The organism is Streptomyces sp. NPDC025651 (assembly GCF_055558735.1).
Map to the genome: position 1 here is coordinate 1349926 of NZ_JBVHLZ010000001.1, position 16271 is coordinate 1366196.

At 72.7% G+C, this 16271-nt stretch carries 18 protein-coding genes; 14 read left to right on the forward strand and 4 right to left on the reverse strand.

The window, feature by feature from the left end; all coding sequences use genetic code 11:
- Positions 1–185: 185 nt before the first annotated feature.
- The 4 genes from ACZ4D5_RS06265 to ACZ4D5_RS06280 all read left to right on the forward strand — a co-directional run bounded on the left by ACZ4D5_RS06265 (position 186) and on the right by ACZ4D5_RS06280 (position 4179).
- On the forward strand, positions 186–1424 hold the full coding sequence (locus ACZ4D5_RS06265; protein ID WP_467771147.1) for an NYN domain-containing protein: 1239 nt from the start codon (positions 186–188) through the stop codon (positions 1422–1424).
- Between the two features lie 117 nt (positions 1425–1541).
- Positions 1542–2522, forward strand: a complete 981-nt coding sequence (locus ACZ4D5_RS06270) for an ABC transporter ATP-binding protein (protein ID WP_467771495.1) — start codon at positions 1542–1544, stop codon at positions 2520–2522.
- Between the two features lie 123 nt (positions 2523–2645).
- Positions 2646–3467 (forward strand): ABC transporter permease, encoded by an 822-nt coding sequence (locus ACZ4D5_RS06275; protein WP_467771148.1) that lies wholly within the window; start codon positions 2646–2648, stop codon positions 3465–3467.
- Between the two features lie 34 nt (positions 3468–3501).
- A complete protein-coding gene (locus tag ACZ4D5_RS06280; protein ID WP_467771149.1) occupies positions 3502–4179 on the forward strand; it encodes a DUF2567 domain-containing protein in 678 nt (225 codons plus the stop codon).
- A 139-nt stretch (positions 4180–4318) separates the two neighbouring features.
- Here the strand turns inward: ACZ4D5_RS06280 and ybaK are convergent, their stop codons facing one another.
- The 4 genes from ybaK to ACZ4D5_RS06300 form a co-directional block, all read right to left on the reverse strand.
- Positions 4319–4819: a Cys-tRNA(Pro) deacylase gene (gene ybaK, locus ACZ4D5_RS06285; RefSeq protein ID WP_467771150.1), complete on the reverse strand. Its 501-nt coding sequence runs from the start codon at positions 4817–4819 to the stop codon at positions 4319–4321.
- 50 nt (positions 4820–4869) lie between these two features.
- Positions 4870–5616, reverse strand: coding sequence for an LON peptidase substrate-binding domain-containing protein (locus ACZ4D5_RS06290; RefSeq protein WP_467771151.1), 747 nt, complete (start codon positions 5614–5616; stop codon positions 4870–4872).
- Positions 5617–5618: 2 nt separating this feature from the next.
- Positions 5619–6590 carry a hypothetical protein gene (locus ACZ4D5_RS06295; RefSeq protein ID WP_467771496.1) on the reverse strand — a complete coding sequence of 324 codons (972 nt, stop codon included), beginning with the start codon at positions 6588–6590 and terminating at the stop codon, positions 5619–5621.
- A 222-nt stretch (positions 6591–6812) separates the two neighbouring features.
- Entirely contained in the window at positions 6813–8327 is a 1515-nt protein-coding gene (locus ACZ4D5_RS06300; RefSeq protein WP_467771497.1) for an oxidoreductase, read from the reverse strand.
- A gap of 226 nt (positions 8328–8553) precedes the next feature.
- Between ACZ4D5_RS06300 and hisD the strand changes: the two genes are divergently transcribed.
- From hisD to ACZ4D5_RS06350, 10 genes are all read left to right on the forward strand, one after another.
- Positions 8554–9888, forward strand: a complete 1335-nt coding sequence (gene hisD, locus ACZ4D5_RS06305; protein WP_467771152.1) for a histidinol dehydrogenase — start codon at positions 8554–8556, stop codon at positions 9886–9888.
- The gene (locus ACZ4D5_RS06310) at positions 9864–10991 is read left to right on the forward strand and encodes a histidinol-phosphate transaminase (RefSeq protein ID WP_467771153.1); all 1128 of its coding nucleotides are present in this window, start codon (positions 9864–9866) and stop codon (positions 10989–10991) included. Before hisD ends, ACZ4D5_RS06310 begins: the two co-directional genes overlap by 25 nt.
- Positions 10988–11593 carry an imidazoleglycerol-phosphate dehydratase HisB gene (gene hisB / locus ACZ4D5_RS06315; protein ID WP_467771154.1) on the forward strand — a complete coding sequence of 202 codons (606 nt, stop codon included), beginning with the start codon at positions 10988–10990 and terminating at the stop codon, positions 11591–11593. Before ACZ4D5_RS06310 ends, hisB begins: the two co-directional genes overlap by 4 nt.
- 4 nt (positions 11594–11597) lie before the next feature.
- A complete protein-coding gene (locus tag ACZ4D5_RS06320) occupies positions 11598–11762 on the forward strand; it encodes a hypothetical protein (RefSeq protein WP_055699920.1) in 165 nt (54 codons plus the stop codon).
- A gap of 17 nt (positions 11763–11779) precedes the next feature.
- Complete coding sequence (hisH, locus tag ACZ4D5_RS06325) at positions 11780–12421, forward strand: imidazole glycerol phosphate synthase subunit HisH (RefSeq protein WP_467771155.1); 642 nt, start codon at positions 11780–11782, stop codon at positions 12419–12421.
- Complete coding sequence (priA, locus tag ACZ4D5_RS06330) at positions 12418–13143, forward strand: bifunctional 1-(5-phosphoribosyl)-5-((5-phosphoribosylamino)methylideneamino)imidazole-4-carboxamide isomerase/phosphoribosylanthranilate isomerase PriA (RefSeq protein ID WP_467771156.1); 726 nt, start codon at positions 12418–12420, stop codon at positions 13141–13143. Before hisH ends, priA begins: the two co-directional genes overlap by 4 nt.
- Positions 13140–13535, forward strand: a complete 396-nt coding sequence (locus ACZ4D5_RS06335; RefSeq protein WP_467771157.1) for a RidA family protein — start codon at positions 13140–13142, stop codon at positions 13533–13535. Before priA ends, ACZ4D5_RS06335 begins: the two co-directional genes overlap by 4 nt.
- The gene (gene hisF, locus ACZ4D5_RS06340; RefSeq protein ID WP_467771158.1) at positions 13532–14287 is read left to right on the forward strand and encodes an imidazole glycerol phosphate synthase subunit HisF; all 756 of its coding nucleotides are present in this window, start codon (positions 13532–13534) and stop codon (positions 14285–14287) included. The genes ACZ4D5_RS06335 and hisF overlap by 4 nt, the downstream gene beginning before the upstream one ends.
- Before the next feature lie 128 nt (positions 14288–14415).
- Entirely contained in the window at positions 14416–15009 is a 594-nt protein-coding gene (locus ACZ4D5_RS06345; RefSeq protein WP_467771159.1) for a winged helix-turn-helix domain-containing protein, read from the forward strand.
- Positions 15010–15014: 5 nt separating this feature from the next.
- Positions 15015–16250 (forward strand): MFS transporter, encoded by a 1236-nt coding sequence (locus ACZ4D5_RS06350; protein ID WP_467771160.1) that lies wholly within the window; start codon positions 15015–15017, stop codon positions 16248–16250.
- Positions 16251–16271 lie beyond the last annotated feature (21 nt).

Genomic DNA, 16271 nt, shown 5'->3' on the forward strand with positions numbered 1-16271 from the left:
TTCGGGCCGTTAACCTCCGCCGGGTCGGGCAGACTCGAAGAAACCCGACGTGGACCCGTACCCCTGATTCGTTGTCGTTACAGGGTGTGTTCGTGGGCCTTCGAGGGAACGTCCAGGAACCTCCGGGCACTTTTCGGGAACTTCCAAGAACGTCAGGGAACCTCCAGGGAAAGAGGGTGGATCGCGTGGACCGCTGCATCGTCCTGGTGGACGCCGGGTATCTGCTGGGTGCCGCCGCGAGTCTCCTCGCCGGCGAACCGTCCAGATCCCGGATCACCGTCGATCACACCGCCCTGATCCAGGGCCTGCGCGAACGCGCGGAATCGGACACCGAACGCCCCCTGCTGCGCATCTACTGGTTCGACGGGGCCCCTGACCGCGTGCCGCAGCCCGAGCACCGCCGACTGCGCGTGATGCCGCGCGTGACGGTCCGGCTCGGCGCCCTGACCCGCAGCGACGGGCGCTGGGCGCAGAAGGGCGTCGACGCCGCGATGCACGCCGAGCTCACCGAGCTGGCCCGCAACCGCGCCTGCTCGGACGTCGTGCTCGTCACCGGCGACGGCGATCTGCTGCCCGGCATGATGGCCGCGAAGGAGCACGGCGTCGCCGTCCACCTGTGGGCCGTCCAGGCCGCCGACGGCGACTACAACCAGTCCGAGGACCTGGTCGCCGAGGCCGACGAGCGGCGCGTGCTCGACCGGGCCTGGATCACCAAGGCCGTACGCCCCAAGGAGCTCACCGGCACCTGCGCGCCGCCGCCCGCGCCGCGCCCCGAGATCGCCGCGATCCTCTCCGCCCCGCTGCCGGAGTCCGCGCTCGCCGCCGCCGCGCAGCGCGCCGAGGAGGAGGCACCCGTCCGGCACGCCGACGCCTCGGCCAACGGCCAGGACGCCGAGGAGCACCGCATCCCCGCGGGCAAGGGCGTGCCCACCCCCAAGGACCTGGCCGCCCTGCGCGGCCCCGGCACCCAGGTCGCGCAGCACCCCACGAACGCGACGCTGCGCTGGTCCTCCGACAAGGGCTGGGTCGAGCGGCCCGGCGTCGCCTCCGAGAGCCCCGAGGCCGCCGCGCTGCCCACCCTCGCCCAGCTGACCACGGCCGAGCAGCGGTGGGCCGACCGCGAGGAGGACATCACCACCGTCGGCGGCGACCCGTACGAGGTCGGACAGGTGTTCGCGCGGCGCTGGATGGCGCGGCTCCCGGAACAGCACAACCTGCAGAAGCTGTCGACGATGTACCCGCGCATCCCGCACCGCATCGACGGCGAGCTGCTGCGCTATGCCGCGCGTTTCGGCCTGCTCGCCCACAAGGACGACCAGATCGACGAGCACGACCGGTACGCGATCCGGGCCGGTTTCTGGCGGGAGATCGACGTGCGGACGGCCGCCGAGCACGCGCCCGTGGGGGACCGGGCAGGTGACTGATACGGGGCGTACGGGGCGCCCCGGGCGTCGTCGGTGCCCGCGGACCCCGTAGTCTCGTCCTTCGTGAGTACGCGCCCGGCACCGGCAGTCCGACAGGGGCTCCGCAAGGAACACGGCATCGACGCCGTCTGCGCGGTGCGCGACCTGGTCAAGACGTATCCGGCCGCCCGCCGCAGGCGCGGCAGACCCGCGACGCCCGAGGTCCGCGCGACCGACGGGATCTGTCTGACGGTGGGGCGCGGGGAGATCTTCGGGCTGCTCGGCCCCAACGGCGCAGGCAAGTCCACCCTCGTACGCCAGCTGACCGGCCTGATGCGGCCCGACGGCGGCAGCGTCGAGATCCTCGGGCACGACATCGTGCGCCACCCCGAACGGGCCGCGCGGATCCTCGCCTATCTGGGGCAGGAGTCCACCGCGCTGGACGAGCTGACCGTGTCGCTCGCCGTCGAGACGACCGCGCGGCTGCGGGGGCTCGACGTGCGGCAGGCGCGCGCCGAGCGGGACGCGGTCCTCGACGAGCTGGGTCTTGTGGCGCTGGCCTCGCGCCCCCTGAAGAAGCTCTCCGGCGGACAGCGCAGGCTCGCCTGCTTCGCCGCCGCGCTGGTGGGGGAGCGGCAGCTGCTCGTCCTCGACGAGCCGACCACCGGGATGGACCCCGTCGCGCGGCGCGCCGTCTGGTCGGCGATCGACCGGCGCAGGGCCGAGCGCGGGACGACCGTTCTGCTGGTGACCCACAACGTCATCGAGGCCGAGACCGTGCTCGACCGCGTCGCCGTGCTCGACCGCGGCAAGGTCATCGCCTGCGACAGCCCCGCCGGGCTCAAGGAGAAGGTCGCCGACGAGGTCCGCGTGGAGCTCGTGTGGCGGGAGCGGGCGCCGCTGGACGTCCCCGAGGTGGCCGCGTTGCGATCCTCCGCGGTGGAGTCGGGGCGGCGGTGGTCCCTGCGGCTCGCGCCCGACGAGGCGCGGGCCGCGGTCGCCGCGGTGACGGGCGGGGCCGCGTTCGCCGCGCTGGACGACTTCACGCTGGCCACGCCGAGCCTTGAGGACGTCTATCTTGCGTTGGGCGGCAGCAGCAGAGGGTTGGTGAAGGCGTGACTTCTGCCGCGGGTTCGCCGGGGTCTTCCTGTGCCGCCGCCTCGCGGCGGATGTTCCCCACCCACCTGCCCGACACTCCGCGCCGAGGTGTGTACGTAGGGACAGCTACAGAAGGGTTCTGCGGTGAGTGCCGTTCCGCTTGAAGTCGTGGTGCGGGGCGAAGGGCGTGCCGAGCCGGACATCGACGGGCCCGCGCCCCTCGGGCCCCCCGCCCGGCTCCTTCCGGCGCTGTCCGCCGTCTACCGCGCCCAGCTGTCCCGCGCGCGGGTCGCGCGGATACCGCTGCTCTTCGTGGCGACCTTCCAGTCCGTCGGGATCATGATCCTGATGCGGGGCGTCGTCGACGGGGGCGGGGAGGCGCGGGCGGTCGTCGCCGGTTCCTCCGTGCTCGTCGTCGCGTTCGTCGCGCTCAACCTGCTCGCCCAGTACTTCGGGCAGCTCCGTGCCGACGGCGGCCTCGACCACTACGCCACGCTGCCCGTGCCGCCCGCCGCCGTGGTCCTGGGGGCCGCGGCCGCGTACGCCTCGTTCACGGTGCCCGGCACCTTCGTCACGGCGATCGTCGGGTGCGGGCTCTTCGGGCTTCCGCTCACGCACCTGTGGGTGCTCGTCGCGGTGATCCCGCTCGCCGGTGCCGCGCTCGCGGGGCTCGGCGCGGCCCTCGGGCTGCTCGCGCCACGGCCCGAACTGGCCACGCTGCTCGGTCAGATGGGCATGTCGGCGGCGCTGCTGCTCGGCGTGCTTCCGGCCGACCGCATGCCCGCGGTGCTGCAGTACGCGCGTGACCTGCTGCCCTCGACGTACGGCGTGGAAGCCTTCGCCCACACGTTCGGGCCGGATCCGGACTGGGCGGTCGTCGCCCTCGATCTGGCGGTCTGCGCGGGGGTCGGCGTGGTTTCGCTCGCGGTCGCCACCTGGGCGTACCGCCGGGCGGCCGTCCGGTGACGCGCCGCACAGGGACTGCTGGCACGATGTGGGGGTGACCGCACCGCTGACACCCTCCCAACCGCCGCACGACCAACCCCCGCACGACCCCTGGCAGGCAGCCGCGCAGCCGTCGGGAGCCACGCCTCCTTACGGATACGAGGAGGACGGTCCCGGAATGAAGACCGAAGTGCGGCAGGCCGCAGTGATCATGGTCGCGGTGGCCGTGAGCGGCGTCCTGCTCGGACTGCTGTGGATGTGGCTCGCGCCGCGTGTGCCGCTCATCTCGGACGGCAAGGTGGTGTTCCTGGAGGACACCGAGGGCGAGCAGGCGATCGGCGTCGACGGAACGTTCACCCTGCTCGCGCTGGGCTTCGGCGCCGTCAGCGGCGTCGTCGTCTTCCTGCTGCGCAGGCGCGGCGGCATTCCGCTCGTCGTCGGTCTCGCGCTCGGCAGCCTGCTGGGCGCGCTGCTCGCGTGGCGGGCCGGGATCTGGCTCGGCCCCGAGACGGACGTCGCGGCGCACGCCAGGTCCGTCGGCAAGGGCGTCGTCTTCGACGCCCCGCTCGAACTCAAGGCCAAGGGCACGCTCCTCGCCTGGCCGGTGGCGGCGCTTGCCGTGCACCTCGGCCTCACCGCGCTGTTCGGCCCGCGGGACCCGGATCCGTACGCGGAGCCCGCGCCCTATGAAGGCCCCCGGAGCGACGGTCACCCCGAGGGCCTGGGTTCCTAGGCGGGACGCTTCCCGTGGTTGGCCTTGCGCTTCTTCGCCCGCCACTTCCGCATGCGCGTCTTCTTCGACATGCCCTCGGTACTAGTCCGGCGCGGGGCATGTGTCGAGGGCGCTTTCACGTCGTACGCGCGCGAGGCGGTCAGGCCCTGCCGATCGGCGCGAGCACCGCGCCGGTGAGGCCCGCCAAGTCGCCCGGCGCCAGCTCGACCTCGAGGCCGCGGCGCCCCGCGGAGACACAGATCGTGGCGTGCGCGGACGCCGAGTCGTCCAGGACCGTACGCAGCTTCTTGCGCTGGCCGAGCGGTGAGATGCCGCCCCGCACATAGCCCGTGGTGCGCTCGGCGGCGGCCGGGTCGGCCATCACGGCGCGCTTGCCGGAGACCGCGGCGGCCAGCGCCTTCAGGTCGAGGGAGCCCGCGACGGGGACGACGGCGACGGTCAGTTCGCCGTCGACCTCGGCCACCAGCGTCTTGAAGACCCGGTCGGGGGAGACGCCCATCGCCTCGGCGGCCTCGTCGCCGTACGAGGGGTGGGACGGGTCGTGCTCGTAGGAGTGGACGGTGAAGTCGGTGCCCGCCGCGGTCAGGGCGACCGTGGCCGGGGTGCCGCCCGGCTGCTGCTTCTTCTGCTTCTTCGCCAAGGTGCTCGCGCCTTATGTCAGGTGAGGCCGTACGTCGGCCGGCCCGGTCGTCAGTTGAGGCTGGTCGTCCCGCGGGTGAGGTCGATCGCGGGCAGCGACGGCAGGTTACGGATGATCGCGGTCTCGGCGCGCAGCATTTTCAGCTCGTCCCGCAGCCGCGCCGCGGTGTCCGGGGCCTCCAGGAGCCGCTGCTTGGTGGGGGTGTCCAGGACGGCCGCCGCGGCGACCAGGTACGACACGACGGACGGGTCGTCCGGCAGCTCCGCCCCCGTCGACAGCGAGCGCTCCCGGGCCCCGGCAAGACGCTTCTGGTAGGAGCGGAAGGCGCGCAGGACGCCCTCGGCCAGGGCGCCCGCGCCGTCGCCCGGCTCCTCGGGGACCTCCTCGACCTCGGCGGTCAGGAAGGCGCCGGAGGCGTCGACCGAGTGGATCCGCACCCGGGTCGTGCCCGTGGCGAGGACCTCGAAGCCGCCGTCGGGGCGCTCCCTGATCGTCGCGGCGTCCGCCACGCAGCCCATGCCGTGGAAGGCCTTGATCGGGTCGTCGCCGAAGCCGGCGGCGGGGCCGCCCTCGGGCAGCGCCGTCTGGTCGGGGAGTCCTGGCGCGCTCGGCGCCACCTCCAGGCCGTCGCGGATCGCGACGACGGCGAACTGGCGCTGCTCCTCCTCGGGGGTCTTGAGCAGCTCGCGCATCATGGCGCGATATCGCTCCTCGAAGACGTTCAGCGGCAGCACGAGGCCGGGGAACAGCACCGAGTTGAGCGGGAAGAGCGGAAGCCGGGTGGTCACGACCGGCAAGCCTAATGCTCGCCGGAGCGGTCGCGTTCGCCCGGAGCGCGCAGCGGCGTCATCGACGCCACTTCGATGCGCACGCCGTCGCGCAGTTCGAGGAACTGGCCGAGCGGATCCTCCGCCATCCGGTCCCAGGGGAAGGACGTCGCGTACGGGCCGATCAGACGCAGCTGTTCCAGGGCGTCCTGCCAGCGCTCCAGGCGGACCAGGACGTACGTGAGGAGATTGCGGACCTCGGCGGGCCACGGATCCCCGGCGCCGTACTCCCGTGAGAGCCTGATCGCGAGGTCGGCCGCCGCGTCCAGGCGCTCGCGCGGCACCTTGCCCGAAGGGGAGGTCAGATACGCGAAGGCCGCGCGGGCGGGAAGGACCTGTATCAACGAGCCGGGCAGGGCGTCGGCCGCCGCGCGCTCGGCGAAGTCGAAGCACTCGCGGTGCGAGCCGTACCAGGCGGCGGAGAGGTACTGCAGGGCGGAGGCGTGGCAGCCGTAGTGGTACGAGGAGCGGCGCACCGCCTCCTCCCACAGCCGCTCGAAGACGGTGTGCGGGGCGTGCGTGCCGCGGGCGTGGTCCAGGGCGATCCGCCAGGGCACCGGGTCGCGCGGATCGGCCTCGGCGGCGGCGGTCAGGAGCGGGCCCGCGTCGCGCAGGAGCTCGGCGCGCGCCGGTGACTCCCAGCCGCGGACGACCGCGAGCTCGGCCTTGACGAGGAGGGCGTCCGGGTCGTGCGGGGACGCGCCGAGCCAGGAGTCGAACCACTCGGGGCGGGAGCGGGCGAAGGCGGCGAGCCGCATGGTGTAGCGGTCGCGGTTCTCCCACTCGGCGGCCTCGCGGGTGGTGGCGAGGACCTTGGCGGCCGGGCCGTAGTCGCCCCGGCCCGCGGCGACGAGCGCGGGGGCGAGCCGTTCGTCGGGCACGTCGAGGAGCACCTCGTCGTCCGGCGGCAGCCCCTCGGCAAGGCGCGGGGTGTGCCTGACCATGCGGGCGGTACGGATGAAGGCACGCAGCACCGTGCCCTCCTTTGCGCCTCAACCGGCACCGCTCGCGCGGGGGTCGCCGGTCACCGTCGTGGTTGCCCAATTGTTCGTTGCGCAGGGATGACGGTCAAAGGGCCGGGATGGTTGCCTGCTGTCCGATAACGGTTCAGCCGCGGCGGCCGCGGGGGCGTGATCCGGCCGCGCGGGCAGCCGCGGAGAAGGGTCTCAGCTGCGCCGCAGCAGTCGTGTCGCCCCCGCGGCCACCGTCGTCGCAAGGATCCAGCCGAGCAGGATCAGGACCGTCGAGAACCACTGCCAGCCGCCGCGCAGCTGCCAGTAGCTGTCCTGGCCGAGGTTGATGACGGGCAGCAGCAGGTCGAGGGCGAACAGCGCGGGGTTCCAGTGCGGGTGCTCGCCCGGTTTGATCGCCGGGTGGTCGGCGCGCGAGAAGGCCACCGCGCTCACCGCCCAGAGCACCGCCATCCAGACCGCGGCCCGGCCGGGACGGTAGCCGTACGCGACCGTCCAGTCCTGGGCGTACCCCCACAGCTTCGCCGCCAGCGGCAGCGTCTCGCGGCGCCTGCGCTGCTTGGCGAGGAGGACCTCGCGGGCGTCGGCGTCCTCGCCGCCGTTGCGCAGGACGGTGGCCAGCTTCTCGTACGGCTCGGGGTTGTACTCGGCGGTCGCGGCCGCCACCCAGCTGAGCCGCCGGGAGAGCGGGAAGCTGCCCTGCGGCACGAGGTTCTCGTAGGTGAACCCGCCCATCTGGAGGCCGCCAGGGCCCGGCCAACTGGTCGACTTGTCGATGAGGTTGACGACCCGGGCACCGGAGAGCACGACCTTGCCGCGCTGCGGCGCCTCGCCGAGGAAGCGCAGCTCGGGCGTCTGGACACGGCGCAGCGAGATCTCCTGGTCGTTCTGGAGCGTGAAGCGGGCCTGCGCGAAGTCGATGGCGTCCCCGAAGCGGCCGTCGTCCAGGCGGATGCCGCCCTCGGCCTCGAAGCGCTGCACGCGGGTGCCGCGCGCCGGGGTGGTGCCGCTGGTCTGCGGCGGATTGCCGACGGCGGCCGGCGTCAGGTAGAGGGTGCGCTCGACGGTCAGCTGCGGGGCGTTGAGCGCCTGCCTGCCGTACTGGTTGATGAGCTTGCTGCCGCGCAGGCTGAGCGAGACGCCGACCTTCGCGCCGCGCAGGCTCAGCTCGCCGTGCGACTCCATCATCTCGGCCTGCAGGTCCTGGCCGACGGTGAGGCCGTCGCCGGTGATGGAGCGGCTGCGCCGGTCGCGGTAGACCACGGCCTGGTTCAGGAGCAGGTCGGTGCCGATCTGGGCGTCGGTCAGGCGGATGCCGTTGTGCACGCGGCAGCGCGGCAGGTGCAGATCGCCCTCGGTGTGCAGCCGGGCCGCCTCGATGCGCGGGATCGAGCAGTCGACGAGGCGCAGCGTGGTGAAGCGGGCCTCGGGGAGCAGGACCTCCTTCTCGAAGCGGCAGTGCTTCATCTCGGCGTACGGCACGACGGTGCCGCCCGCGAGATCGAGTACGTCGGTGATCTGCACGCCCGCGAGCTTCAGCGAGGAGACCCGGCCCGCCAGGGCGGGCGGTCCGTCGAGCAGCAGCCAGCACACGATGCGCGCCCGCACGCTGCGCTCGGGGCCCCAGGGGTGGCCGCCGTGCGGATCGTCGGCCGCCGCGTCGCCCGACCTGAGGTCGTAGACGCTGCCGTTGCGGAACGCCTGCCACATGCCGATCTCCGCGGCGGTAAGACCGTCCGGCGGGTCCCCGGCGCCGACGTCGTCGACCACTGCTGTTGCCCTCCCCGTCCTGGTGGCACACCTGTGCCTCGTACATATGTCTAATGCCCGTTCGGTGACCGGCTGAACGCTAGTGGTGAACGTCGTCTTCCGGGCTCCATATCAGCCAGTGATACGGGCGTCCGGCGTCGAAAGAAGGTCTGAGAGAATTGGCCATGTGATCTCTCGAATCGATCTGCGCGGCGATGCCCTCACGGAGTTTCCGTCGGGTCCCGCCCTGCGCGCCCTGCTGCCCCGTGCCGACTTCGACGTCGCGGCCGCCCTGGAGAAGGTGCGGCCCATCTGCGAGGACGTGCATCATCGTGGCGACGCGGCGCTGATCGAGTACGCGGAGAAGTTCGACGGCGTGCGCCTGGACCGGGTGCGCGTGCCCGCCGCCGCGCTCACCGAGGCGCTGGCCGGTCTCGACCCCGAGGTCCGTGCCGCGCTGGAGGAGTCGATCCGGCGTGCCCGTCTCGTCCACCGCGAGCAGCGCCGCGCCCCGCACACCACCCAGGTCGTGCCCGGCGGCAAGGTCACCGAGAAGTGGGTACCGGTCGAGCGCGTCGGGCTCTACGCACCCGGCGGCCGCTCCGTCTACCCCTCCTCCGTGATCATGAACGCGGTCCCGGCGCAGGAGGCCGGTGTCGAGTCCATGGCGCTCGCGTCCCCGCCGCAGAAGGAGTTCGGCGGGCTTCCGCACCCGACGATCCTCGCCGCCTGCGCGCTCCTCGGCATCGACGAGGTGTACGCGGTCGGCGGCGCCCAGGCCGTCGCCATGTTCGCGTACGGCACCGAGTCCTGCGTCCCCGCCAACATGGTCACCGGCCCCGGCAACATCTGGGTCGCGGCCGCCAAGCGCTACTTCACCGGGCGCATCGGCATCGACACCGAGGCGGGCCCGACCGAGATCGCGGTCCTCGCGGACGACACCGCCGACCCGGCGCACGTCGCGTCCGACCTGATCAGCCAGGCCGAGCACGACCCGCTCGCGGCGGCCGTGCTCGTCACCGACTCCGTGGCGCTCGCCGACGCGGTCGCCGCGGAGCTGGAGCCGCAGGTCGCCGCCACCAAGCACGTCGAGGACCGGATCGTCCCCGCGCTCAGCGGCCGCCAGTCCGCGATCGTCCTGGTGGACGGCCTGGCGGAGGGTCTCAGGGTCGTCGACGCGTACGGCGCCGAGCACCTGGAGATCCAGACCGCGGACGCCACCGCCGTCGCCGACCGCGTCAAGAACGCGGGCGCGATCTTCGTCGGCCCCTGGGCGCCGGTCTCCCTCGGCGACTACTGCGCGGGCTCCAACCACGTCCTGCCGACCGGCGGCTGCGCCTGCCACTCCTCGGGGCTGAGCGTCCAGTCGTTCCTGCGCGGCATCCACATCGTCGACTACACCCGCGAGGCCCTGGCCGACGTGGCGCACCACGTGGTCACGCTCGCCGAGGCCGAGGACCTGCCGGCGCACGGCGCGGCGATCAAGGCGAGGTTCGGATGGAAGGTGCCGGAGAGCAAGTGACCAGGATCGACGACCTCCCCGTCCGCGACGAGCTGCGCGGCAAGTCCCCCTACGGCGCGCCCCAGCTCGACGTACCCGTACGCCTGAACACGAACGAGAACCCCTACCCGCTGCCGGACGCCCTGGTCGACCGCATCGCCGAGCGCGTGCGCGAGGCCGCCCGCGACCTGAACCGCTACCCCGACCGGGACGCGGTCGAGCTGCGCACCGAGCTCGCGCGCTATCTCACCTCCACCTCCGGGCACGAGGTCGCCCTCGCCAACGTCTGGGCGGCCAACGGCTCGAACGAGGTCATCCAGCAGCTCCTGCAGACCTTCGGCGGGCCGGGCCGTACGGCCATCGGTTTCGAGCCCTCGTACTCGATGCACGGCCTCATCGCCCGCGGCACCGGCACGGCCTGGATCTCGGGCCCGCGCCACGACGACTTCACGATCGACGTCGACGCGGCCACGAAGGCCATCGCGGAGAACCAGCCGGACGTCGTGTTCATCACGACCCCCAACAACCCCACGGGCAACGCCGTTTCGGCCGAGACCGTCCTCGCGCTGTACGACGCCGCGCAGGCCGCGAAGCCGTCCATGGTGGTGATCGACGAGGCGTACGTCGAGTTCAGCCACGGCGACTCGCTGCTCCCGCTGATCGCGGGGCGGCCGAACCTCGTCGTCTCGCGCACCATGTCGAAGGCCTTCGGCGCGGCCGGGCTGCGCCTCGGCTACCTCGCCGCCGACCCCGCGGTCGTCGACGCGGTGCAGCTGGTGCGCCTGCCGTACCACCTGTCGGCCGTCACGCAGGCCACCGCGCTCGCCGCCCTGGAGCACACCGACACGCTCCTGAAGTACGTCGAGCAGCTCAAGGCCGAGCGCGACCGGCTCGTCACCGAGTTGCGGGCGATGGGCTACGAAGTGACCGACTCCGACGCCAACTTCGTGCAGTTCGGACGGTTCGCCGACGCCCATGAGGTGTGGCGGCGGATCCTCGACCGGGGCGTCCTGGTCCGGGACAACGGAGTGCCGGGATGGCTGCGGGTCTCCGCGGGAACCCCCGCCGAAAACGACGCGTTCCTCGATGCGGTACGCGAACTGAAGAAGGAGCAGAGCGCATGACTCGCGTTGGGCGTGTTGGAAGAATCGAGCGGACCACCAAGGAGACCTCCGTCGTCGTCGAGATCGACCTCGACGGCACCGGCAAGGTCGACGTGTCGACCGGGGTCGGCTTCTACGACCACATGCTCGACCAGCTCGGCCGCCACGGCCTCTTCGACCTCACGGTCAAGACCGAGGGCGACCTGCACATCGACTCGCACCACACCATCGAGGACACCGCGCTCGCCCTCGGCGCCGCGTTCAAGCAGGCGCTCGGCGACAAGGTCGGCATCTACCGCTTCGGCAACTGCACGGTCCCGCTGGACGAGTCGCTCGCCCAGGTGACCGTCGACCTCAGCGGCCGCCCCTACCTCGTGCACACCGAGCCCGAGAACATGGCGCCCATGATCGGCGCCGAGTACGACACGACGATGACCCGGCACATCCTGGAGTCCTTCGTCGCGCAGGCGCAGATCGCCCTGCACGTCCACGTGCCGTACGGGCGCAACGCCCACCACATCGTGGAGTGCCAGTTCAAGGCCCTGGCCCGCGCCCTGCGCTACGCCTGTGAGCACGACCCGCGCGCGGCCGGCATCCTTCCCTCCACGAAGGGTGCGCTGTAAAGCCATGAACGGTCTCAACACCATCCTGATCGTCGTCGGTCTCTTCCTGATCGGCGGCGTCATCTCCTTCGTCAAGCAGGGCATGCCGAAGAGCCTGATCACGCTGCTCTCCATCGGTGCCGTGATGTGTCTGGCCGCGGGCATCCTGCGGCTCGACTACTGGAACTGACGGGAGGCGTACGCGACATGAGCACTCCCAAGAAGGTCGTCGTCTTCGACTACGGCTTCGGCAACGTCCGCTCCGCCGAGCGCGCCCTCGCGCGCGCGGGAGCCGACGTCGAGATCACCCGCGACTACGACAAGGCCATGAACGCCGACGGCCTCCTCGTCCCCGGCGTCGGCGCCTTCGCCGCCTGTATGAAGGGGCTGAAGGAGGCGCGCGGCGACTGGATCGTGGGCCGCCGCCTGTCCGGCGGACGCCCCGTGATGGGCATCTGCGTGGGCATGCAGATCCTCTTCGCGCGCGGCATCGAGCACGGCGAGGAGACCGAGGGCCTGGACGAGTGGCCCGGCACGGTCGAGCCCCTCAAGGCCGACATCGTCCCGCACATGGGCTGGAACACGGTCCAGGCCTCCGCGGGGTCCACGCTCTTCAAGGGCCTGGACGACGACGCCCGCTTCTACTTCGTGCACTCCTACGCCGTGTCCGACTGGTCCCTCGAAGTCGCGAACCCGGCGATGCGCGCCCCGCGCGTCACCTGGTCCACGCACGGCGAGCCCTTCGTGGCGGCCGTCGAGAACGGCGCCCTGAGCGCCACCCAGTTCCACCCCGAGAAGTCCGGCGACGCCGGCGCCCAGCTCCTCACCAACTGGATCGGAACCCTGTGAGCACCCTCGAACTCCTTCCCGCCGTCGACGTCCGCGACGGCCAGGCCGTGCGCCTCGTCCACGGCGAGTCCGGCACCGAGACCTCCTACGGCTCGCCGCTGGAGGCCGCACTCGCCTGGCAGCGGGCGGGCGCCGAGTGGCTGCACCTGGTCGACCTGGACGCCGCGTTCGGCACCGGCGACAACCGGGACCTGATCGCCGAGGTCACCAGGGCCATGGACATCAAGGTCGAGCTCTCCGGCGGCATCCGCGACGACGCCTCGCTGGCCGCCGCCCTCGCCACCGGCTGCACCCGCGTCAACCTCGGCACGGCCGCCCTGGAGACCCCCGACTGGGTCGCCAAGGTCATCGCCGAGCACGGCGACAAGATCGCGGTCGGCCTCGACGTCCGCGGCACGACCCTGCGCGGCCGCGGCTGGACCCGCGACGGCGGCGACCTCTACGAGACCCTGGAGCGCCTCAACTCCGAGGGCTGCGCGCGCTACGTGGTCACCGACATCGCCAAGGACGGCACGCTGCAGGGCCCGAACCTGGAGCTCCTGAAGAACGTCTGCGCGGCGACGGACCGCCCGGTCGTGGCGTCCGGCGGGGTGTCCTCGCTGGACGACCTGCGCGCCATCGCCGAGCTCGTCCCGCTCGGCGTCGAGGGCTCGATCGTCGGCAAGGCGCTCTACGCCAAGGCGTTCACGCTGGAGGAAGCGCTGGAGGCCGTGGCGCGATGAGTGGCGTACGACGAGTGCAGAGCGGGAGCCCCTGGGAGGAGGCCTTCGGCTTCGCCCGTGCCGTCGAGGCGGGCGACCGGGTCGTGGTCGGCGGCACCACCTCCTTCAAGGGCGACGTCCTGTACGGCGAGGGCGACCCCTACGAGCAGGCGCGGGTCGCGATGGCGGGCGCCCTGGACGCGATCGCCGAGTTCGGCCTCGGGGTCGAGTCCGTCATCCGCACCCGGATGTTCCTGACCCACGCGCGGGACGCCGAGGAGGTGGGCCGGGCGCACAAGGAGGTCTTCGGGGCCGCGCGCCCGGTGACGACCATGGCGGTCGTCTCCGGCTTCGTCGACCCGCGCATCCTGGTCGAAGTGGAACTGGAAGCCTTCCGAGGAGCCCCCGCATGACGCTCGCGGTCCGTGTGATCCCCTGCCTGGACGTGGACAACGGCCGGGTGGTCAAGGGAGTCAACTTCCAGAACCTGCGCGACGCGGGCGACCCCGTCGAGATGGCGAAGGTGTACGACGCCGAGGGCGCCGACGAGCTCACCTTCCTGGACATCACGGCCTCCTCCGGCAACCGCGAGACGACGTACGACGTGGTCCGCCGCACCGCCGAGCAGGTCTTCATCCCGCTCACGGTGGGCGGTGGCGTGCGCACCGCGGAGGACGTCGACAAGCTGCTGCGCGCGGGCGCGGACAAGGTCGGGGTCAACACCGCGGCCATCGCGCGCCCCGACCTGATCCGTGAGATCGCGGAGCGCTTCGGGCGCCAGGTGCTCGTCCTTTCGGTGGACGCGCGGCGGACCGAGTCCGGGTCCTTCGAGGTGACGACCCACGGCGGCCGGAAGTCCGCCGGGATCGACGCGGTCGAATGGGCCCACCGGGCGGCCGAGTTGGGCGCGGGCGAGATCCTGCTGAACTCGATGGACGCCGACGGCACGAAGGACGGCTACGACATCGAGATGATCGAGGCGGTGCGGAGGCACGTCACGGTCCCGGTGATCGCCTCCGGCGGCGCGGGCAGGCTGGAGCACTTCCCGCCGGCCGTCGCGGCGGGCGCGGACGCGGTCCTCGCGGCGTCGGTCTTCCACTTCGGCGATCTGCGGATCGGCGAGGTCAAGGAGACGCTGCGGGAAGCCGGGCACCCGGTGCGGTAGCCCTCCGGGCGGATTCCGGGCCCCGGTCGCCCCTGCGGGGTGGCCGGGGCCCTTTCGCGCAGTGATACGAAGGGAAAGTTGTGCAATATTTGTTGTGCAATTTTCCCTTCGTATCTACGGTGAGGGGCATGAGCAGACAACAGCGCCGCCGCGTCACCGACGTGGGCACCCTCAAGGCCTTCGGCCACCCGCTGCGGCTGAAGCTCTACGGCGCGTTGAAGGTCGCCCGCGCCGCCACCGCGTCCCAGCTCGCCGACGAGGTGGACGAGGCGGTCTCCCTCGTCAGCTACCACCTGCGCAAACTCGCCGAGCACGGCCTCATCGAGGAGGCGCCGCAGGCCCAGCGGGGCGACGGGCGCGAACGCTGGTGGACGCCCGCGCAGGAGACGCTCTCGATCCACAGCGCGGACTTCGAGGACACCCCCGAGAAGGCCGCCGCACTGGCCGCCGTGACCCGCACGCTCCACGAGCAGCAGGCCCACCTCTTCGACATCTGGCTGGGCCACCGCTCGGCCTGGAGTCCCGAATGGCGCTCCGCCGCCGACAACTCCGACTTCCTCGCCCGCTACACGGCGGCCGAACTCACCTCGCTCACCGAGGAGTTGCACGCCGTGGTCCGTAAGTACGAGGAGCGGGCCAGGGCGGCCGAAGAGGCCGGGGAGACGGACGGGCGGGAGAACGTCCTGCTGTACATGCACTCCTTCCCCTTCCGGTCGCTGTGACCGGCATGGCCCCGGCCGCCGTCACCGGGGCCCCCGCCCACCGCGACGGCAACGTCCTGCGCTGGCTCAGCGCCTACACCGCCTCGATGGTCGGCGACAGCGTCTACTTCGTGGCGCTGTCCTGGGCCGCGACCCGCGGCGGAAGCCCCGCCCAGGCCGGGCTCGTCCTCGCCGTCGGTGCCGTGCCGCGGGCCGCCCTCATGCTCGGCGGCGGGGTCCTCGCCGACCGCTTCGGGCCGCGCCGCGTCGTCATCGGCAGCGACGCCGTGCGCTGCCTGGTGATCCTGGGCGTGGCCGCGCTGCTCCTCGTCACCGCGCCCGGCATCTGGCTCCTCGCCCTCGTCGCCCTGGTCTTCGGGGCCGTGGACGCGCTGTTCATGCCGAGCGTCGGGGCCCTGCCGCCGCGCATCACCGCGCCGGGGCAGCTCGCCCGGGTGCAGGGGATGCGCGGGGTCGCCGCCCGCGTCGCCACCGTGGCGGGCGGCCCGCTGGGCGGCATCGCGGTCGCCACCGGCGGCTCGCCCGCGGCCTTCGGGGTCGCCGGGGCGCTCTTCGCCGGGTCGCTGGTGCTGCTGCTCGCCGTACGGGTGAGGGAGTTGCCCGGCGACGACACGGCGACGGGGGAGAGCCCCTCGGCGTGGCGCGAGCTGGTCGACGGGCTGCGGTACATCCGCGGCCACCGCGTCCTGGCCCCGCTGATGGTCGTGATCGCGGTCGGCGAGCTGGGCTTCGCGGGGCCCGCCAACATCGGGCTCGTGCTGCTCGCCGAGGAGCGCGGCTGGGGTGCGGCGGGGCAGGGCTGGATCCTCGCCGGGTTCGGCGTCGGGGCGGGGCTCGCCTCGCTGCTGCTCGCCGTGCGCGGCCGGGTGCCGCGCGCCGGAGCCATGCTGTCCTGGGTGGCCTTCCCCGGCACGGCGGCCCTCGCGGCGCTCGGCTTCGTGCCCTCGGTGGCCGGCGCGGTCGTGGCCGCCGTCCTCCTGGGTCTGCTGCTCGGCCTGTGCGGCGCCCTGTGCGGGGCGCTGGCCCAGACCGTCAGCGACCCCGCGTACCTGGGCCGTGTCACCTCGGTGGGCAGCCTGTTCACCCTGGGCGTCGCCCCGCTCAGCTACCCCGTGGTGGGCGCCGCGATCGGCGCGTGGGGCATCGAGCCGGTGTTCGTGGCGAGCGCGGCGCTCAGCGCGGCGGGCGGTGTCGTCGGCCTGTGCTCCAGGTCGCTGCGCCGGGCCGAACTCCCGCGCTGAGCACGGCGGTTCGGCCGGGCA

Bases quoted from the DNA above. Each gene is read 5' to 3' on its own strand.
- ACZ4D5_RS06320 (WP_055699920.1), top strand. From the start codon at position 11,598: ATGAACGGTCTCAACACCATCCTGATCGTCGTCGGTCTCTTCCTGATC.
- hisF (WP_467771158.1), top strand. From the start codon at position 13,532: ATGACGCTCGCGGTCCGTGTGATCCCCTGCCTGGACGTGGACAACGGC.
- ACZ4D5_RS06300 (WP_467771497.1), bottom strand. From the start codon at position 8,327: ATGTGGCAGGCGTTCCGCAACGGCAGCGTCTACGACCTCAGGTCGGGC.
- ACZ4D5_RS06310 (WP_467771153.1), top strand. From the start codon at position 9,864: ATGGAAGGTGCCGGAGAGCAAGTGACCAGGATCGACGACCTCCCCGTC.
- ACZ4D5_RS06350 (WP_467771160.1), top strand. From the start codon at position 15,015: ATGGCCCCGGCCGCCGTCACCGGGGCCCCCGCCCACCGCGACGGCAAC.
- hisB (WP_467771154.1), top strand. From the start codon at position 10,988: ATGACTCGCGTTGGGCGTGTTGGAAGAATCGAGCGGACCACCAAGGAG.
- ACZ4D5_RS06295 (WP_467771496.1), bottom strand. From the start codon at position 6,590: ATGGTCAGGCACACCCCGCGCCTTGCCGAGGGGCTGCCGCCGGACGAC.
- hisH (WP_467771155.1), top strand. From the start codon at position 11,780: ATGAGCACTCCCAAGAAGGTCGTCGTCTTCGACTACGGCTTCGGCAAC.
- ACZ4D5_RS06335 (WP_467771157.1), top strand. From the start codon at position 13,140: ATGAGTGGCGTACGACGAGTGCAGAGCGGGAGCCCCTGGGAGGAGGCC.
- ACZ4D5_RS06345 (WP_467771159.1), top strand. From the start codon at position 14,416: ATGAGCAGACAACAGCGCCGCCGCGTCACCGACGTGGGCACCCTCAAG.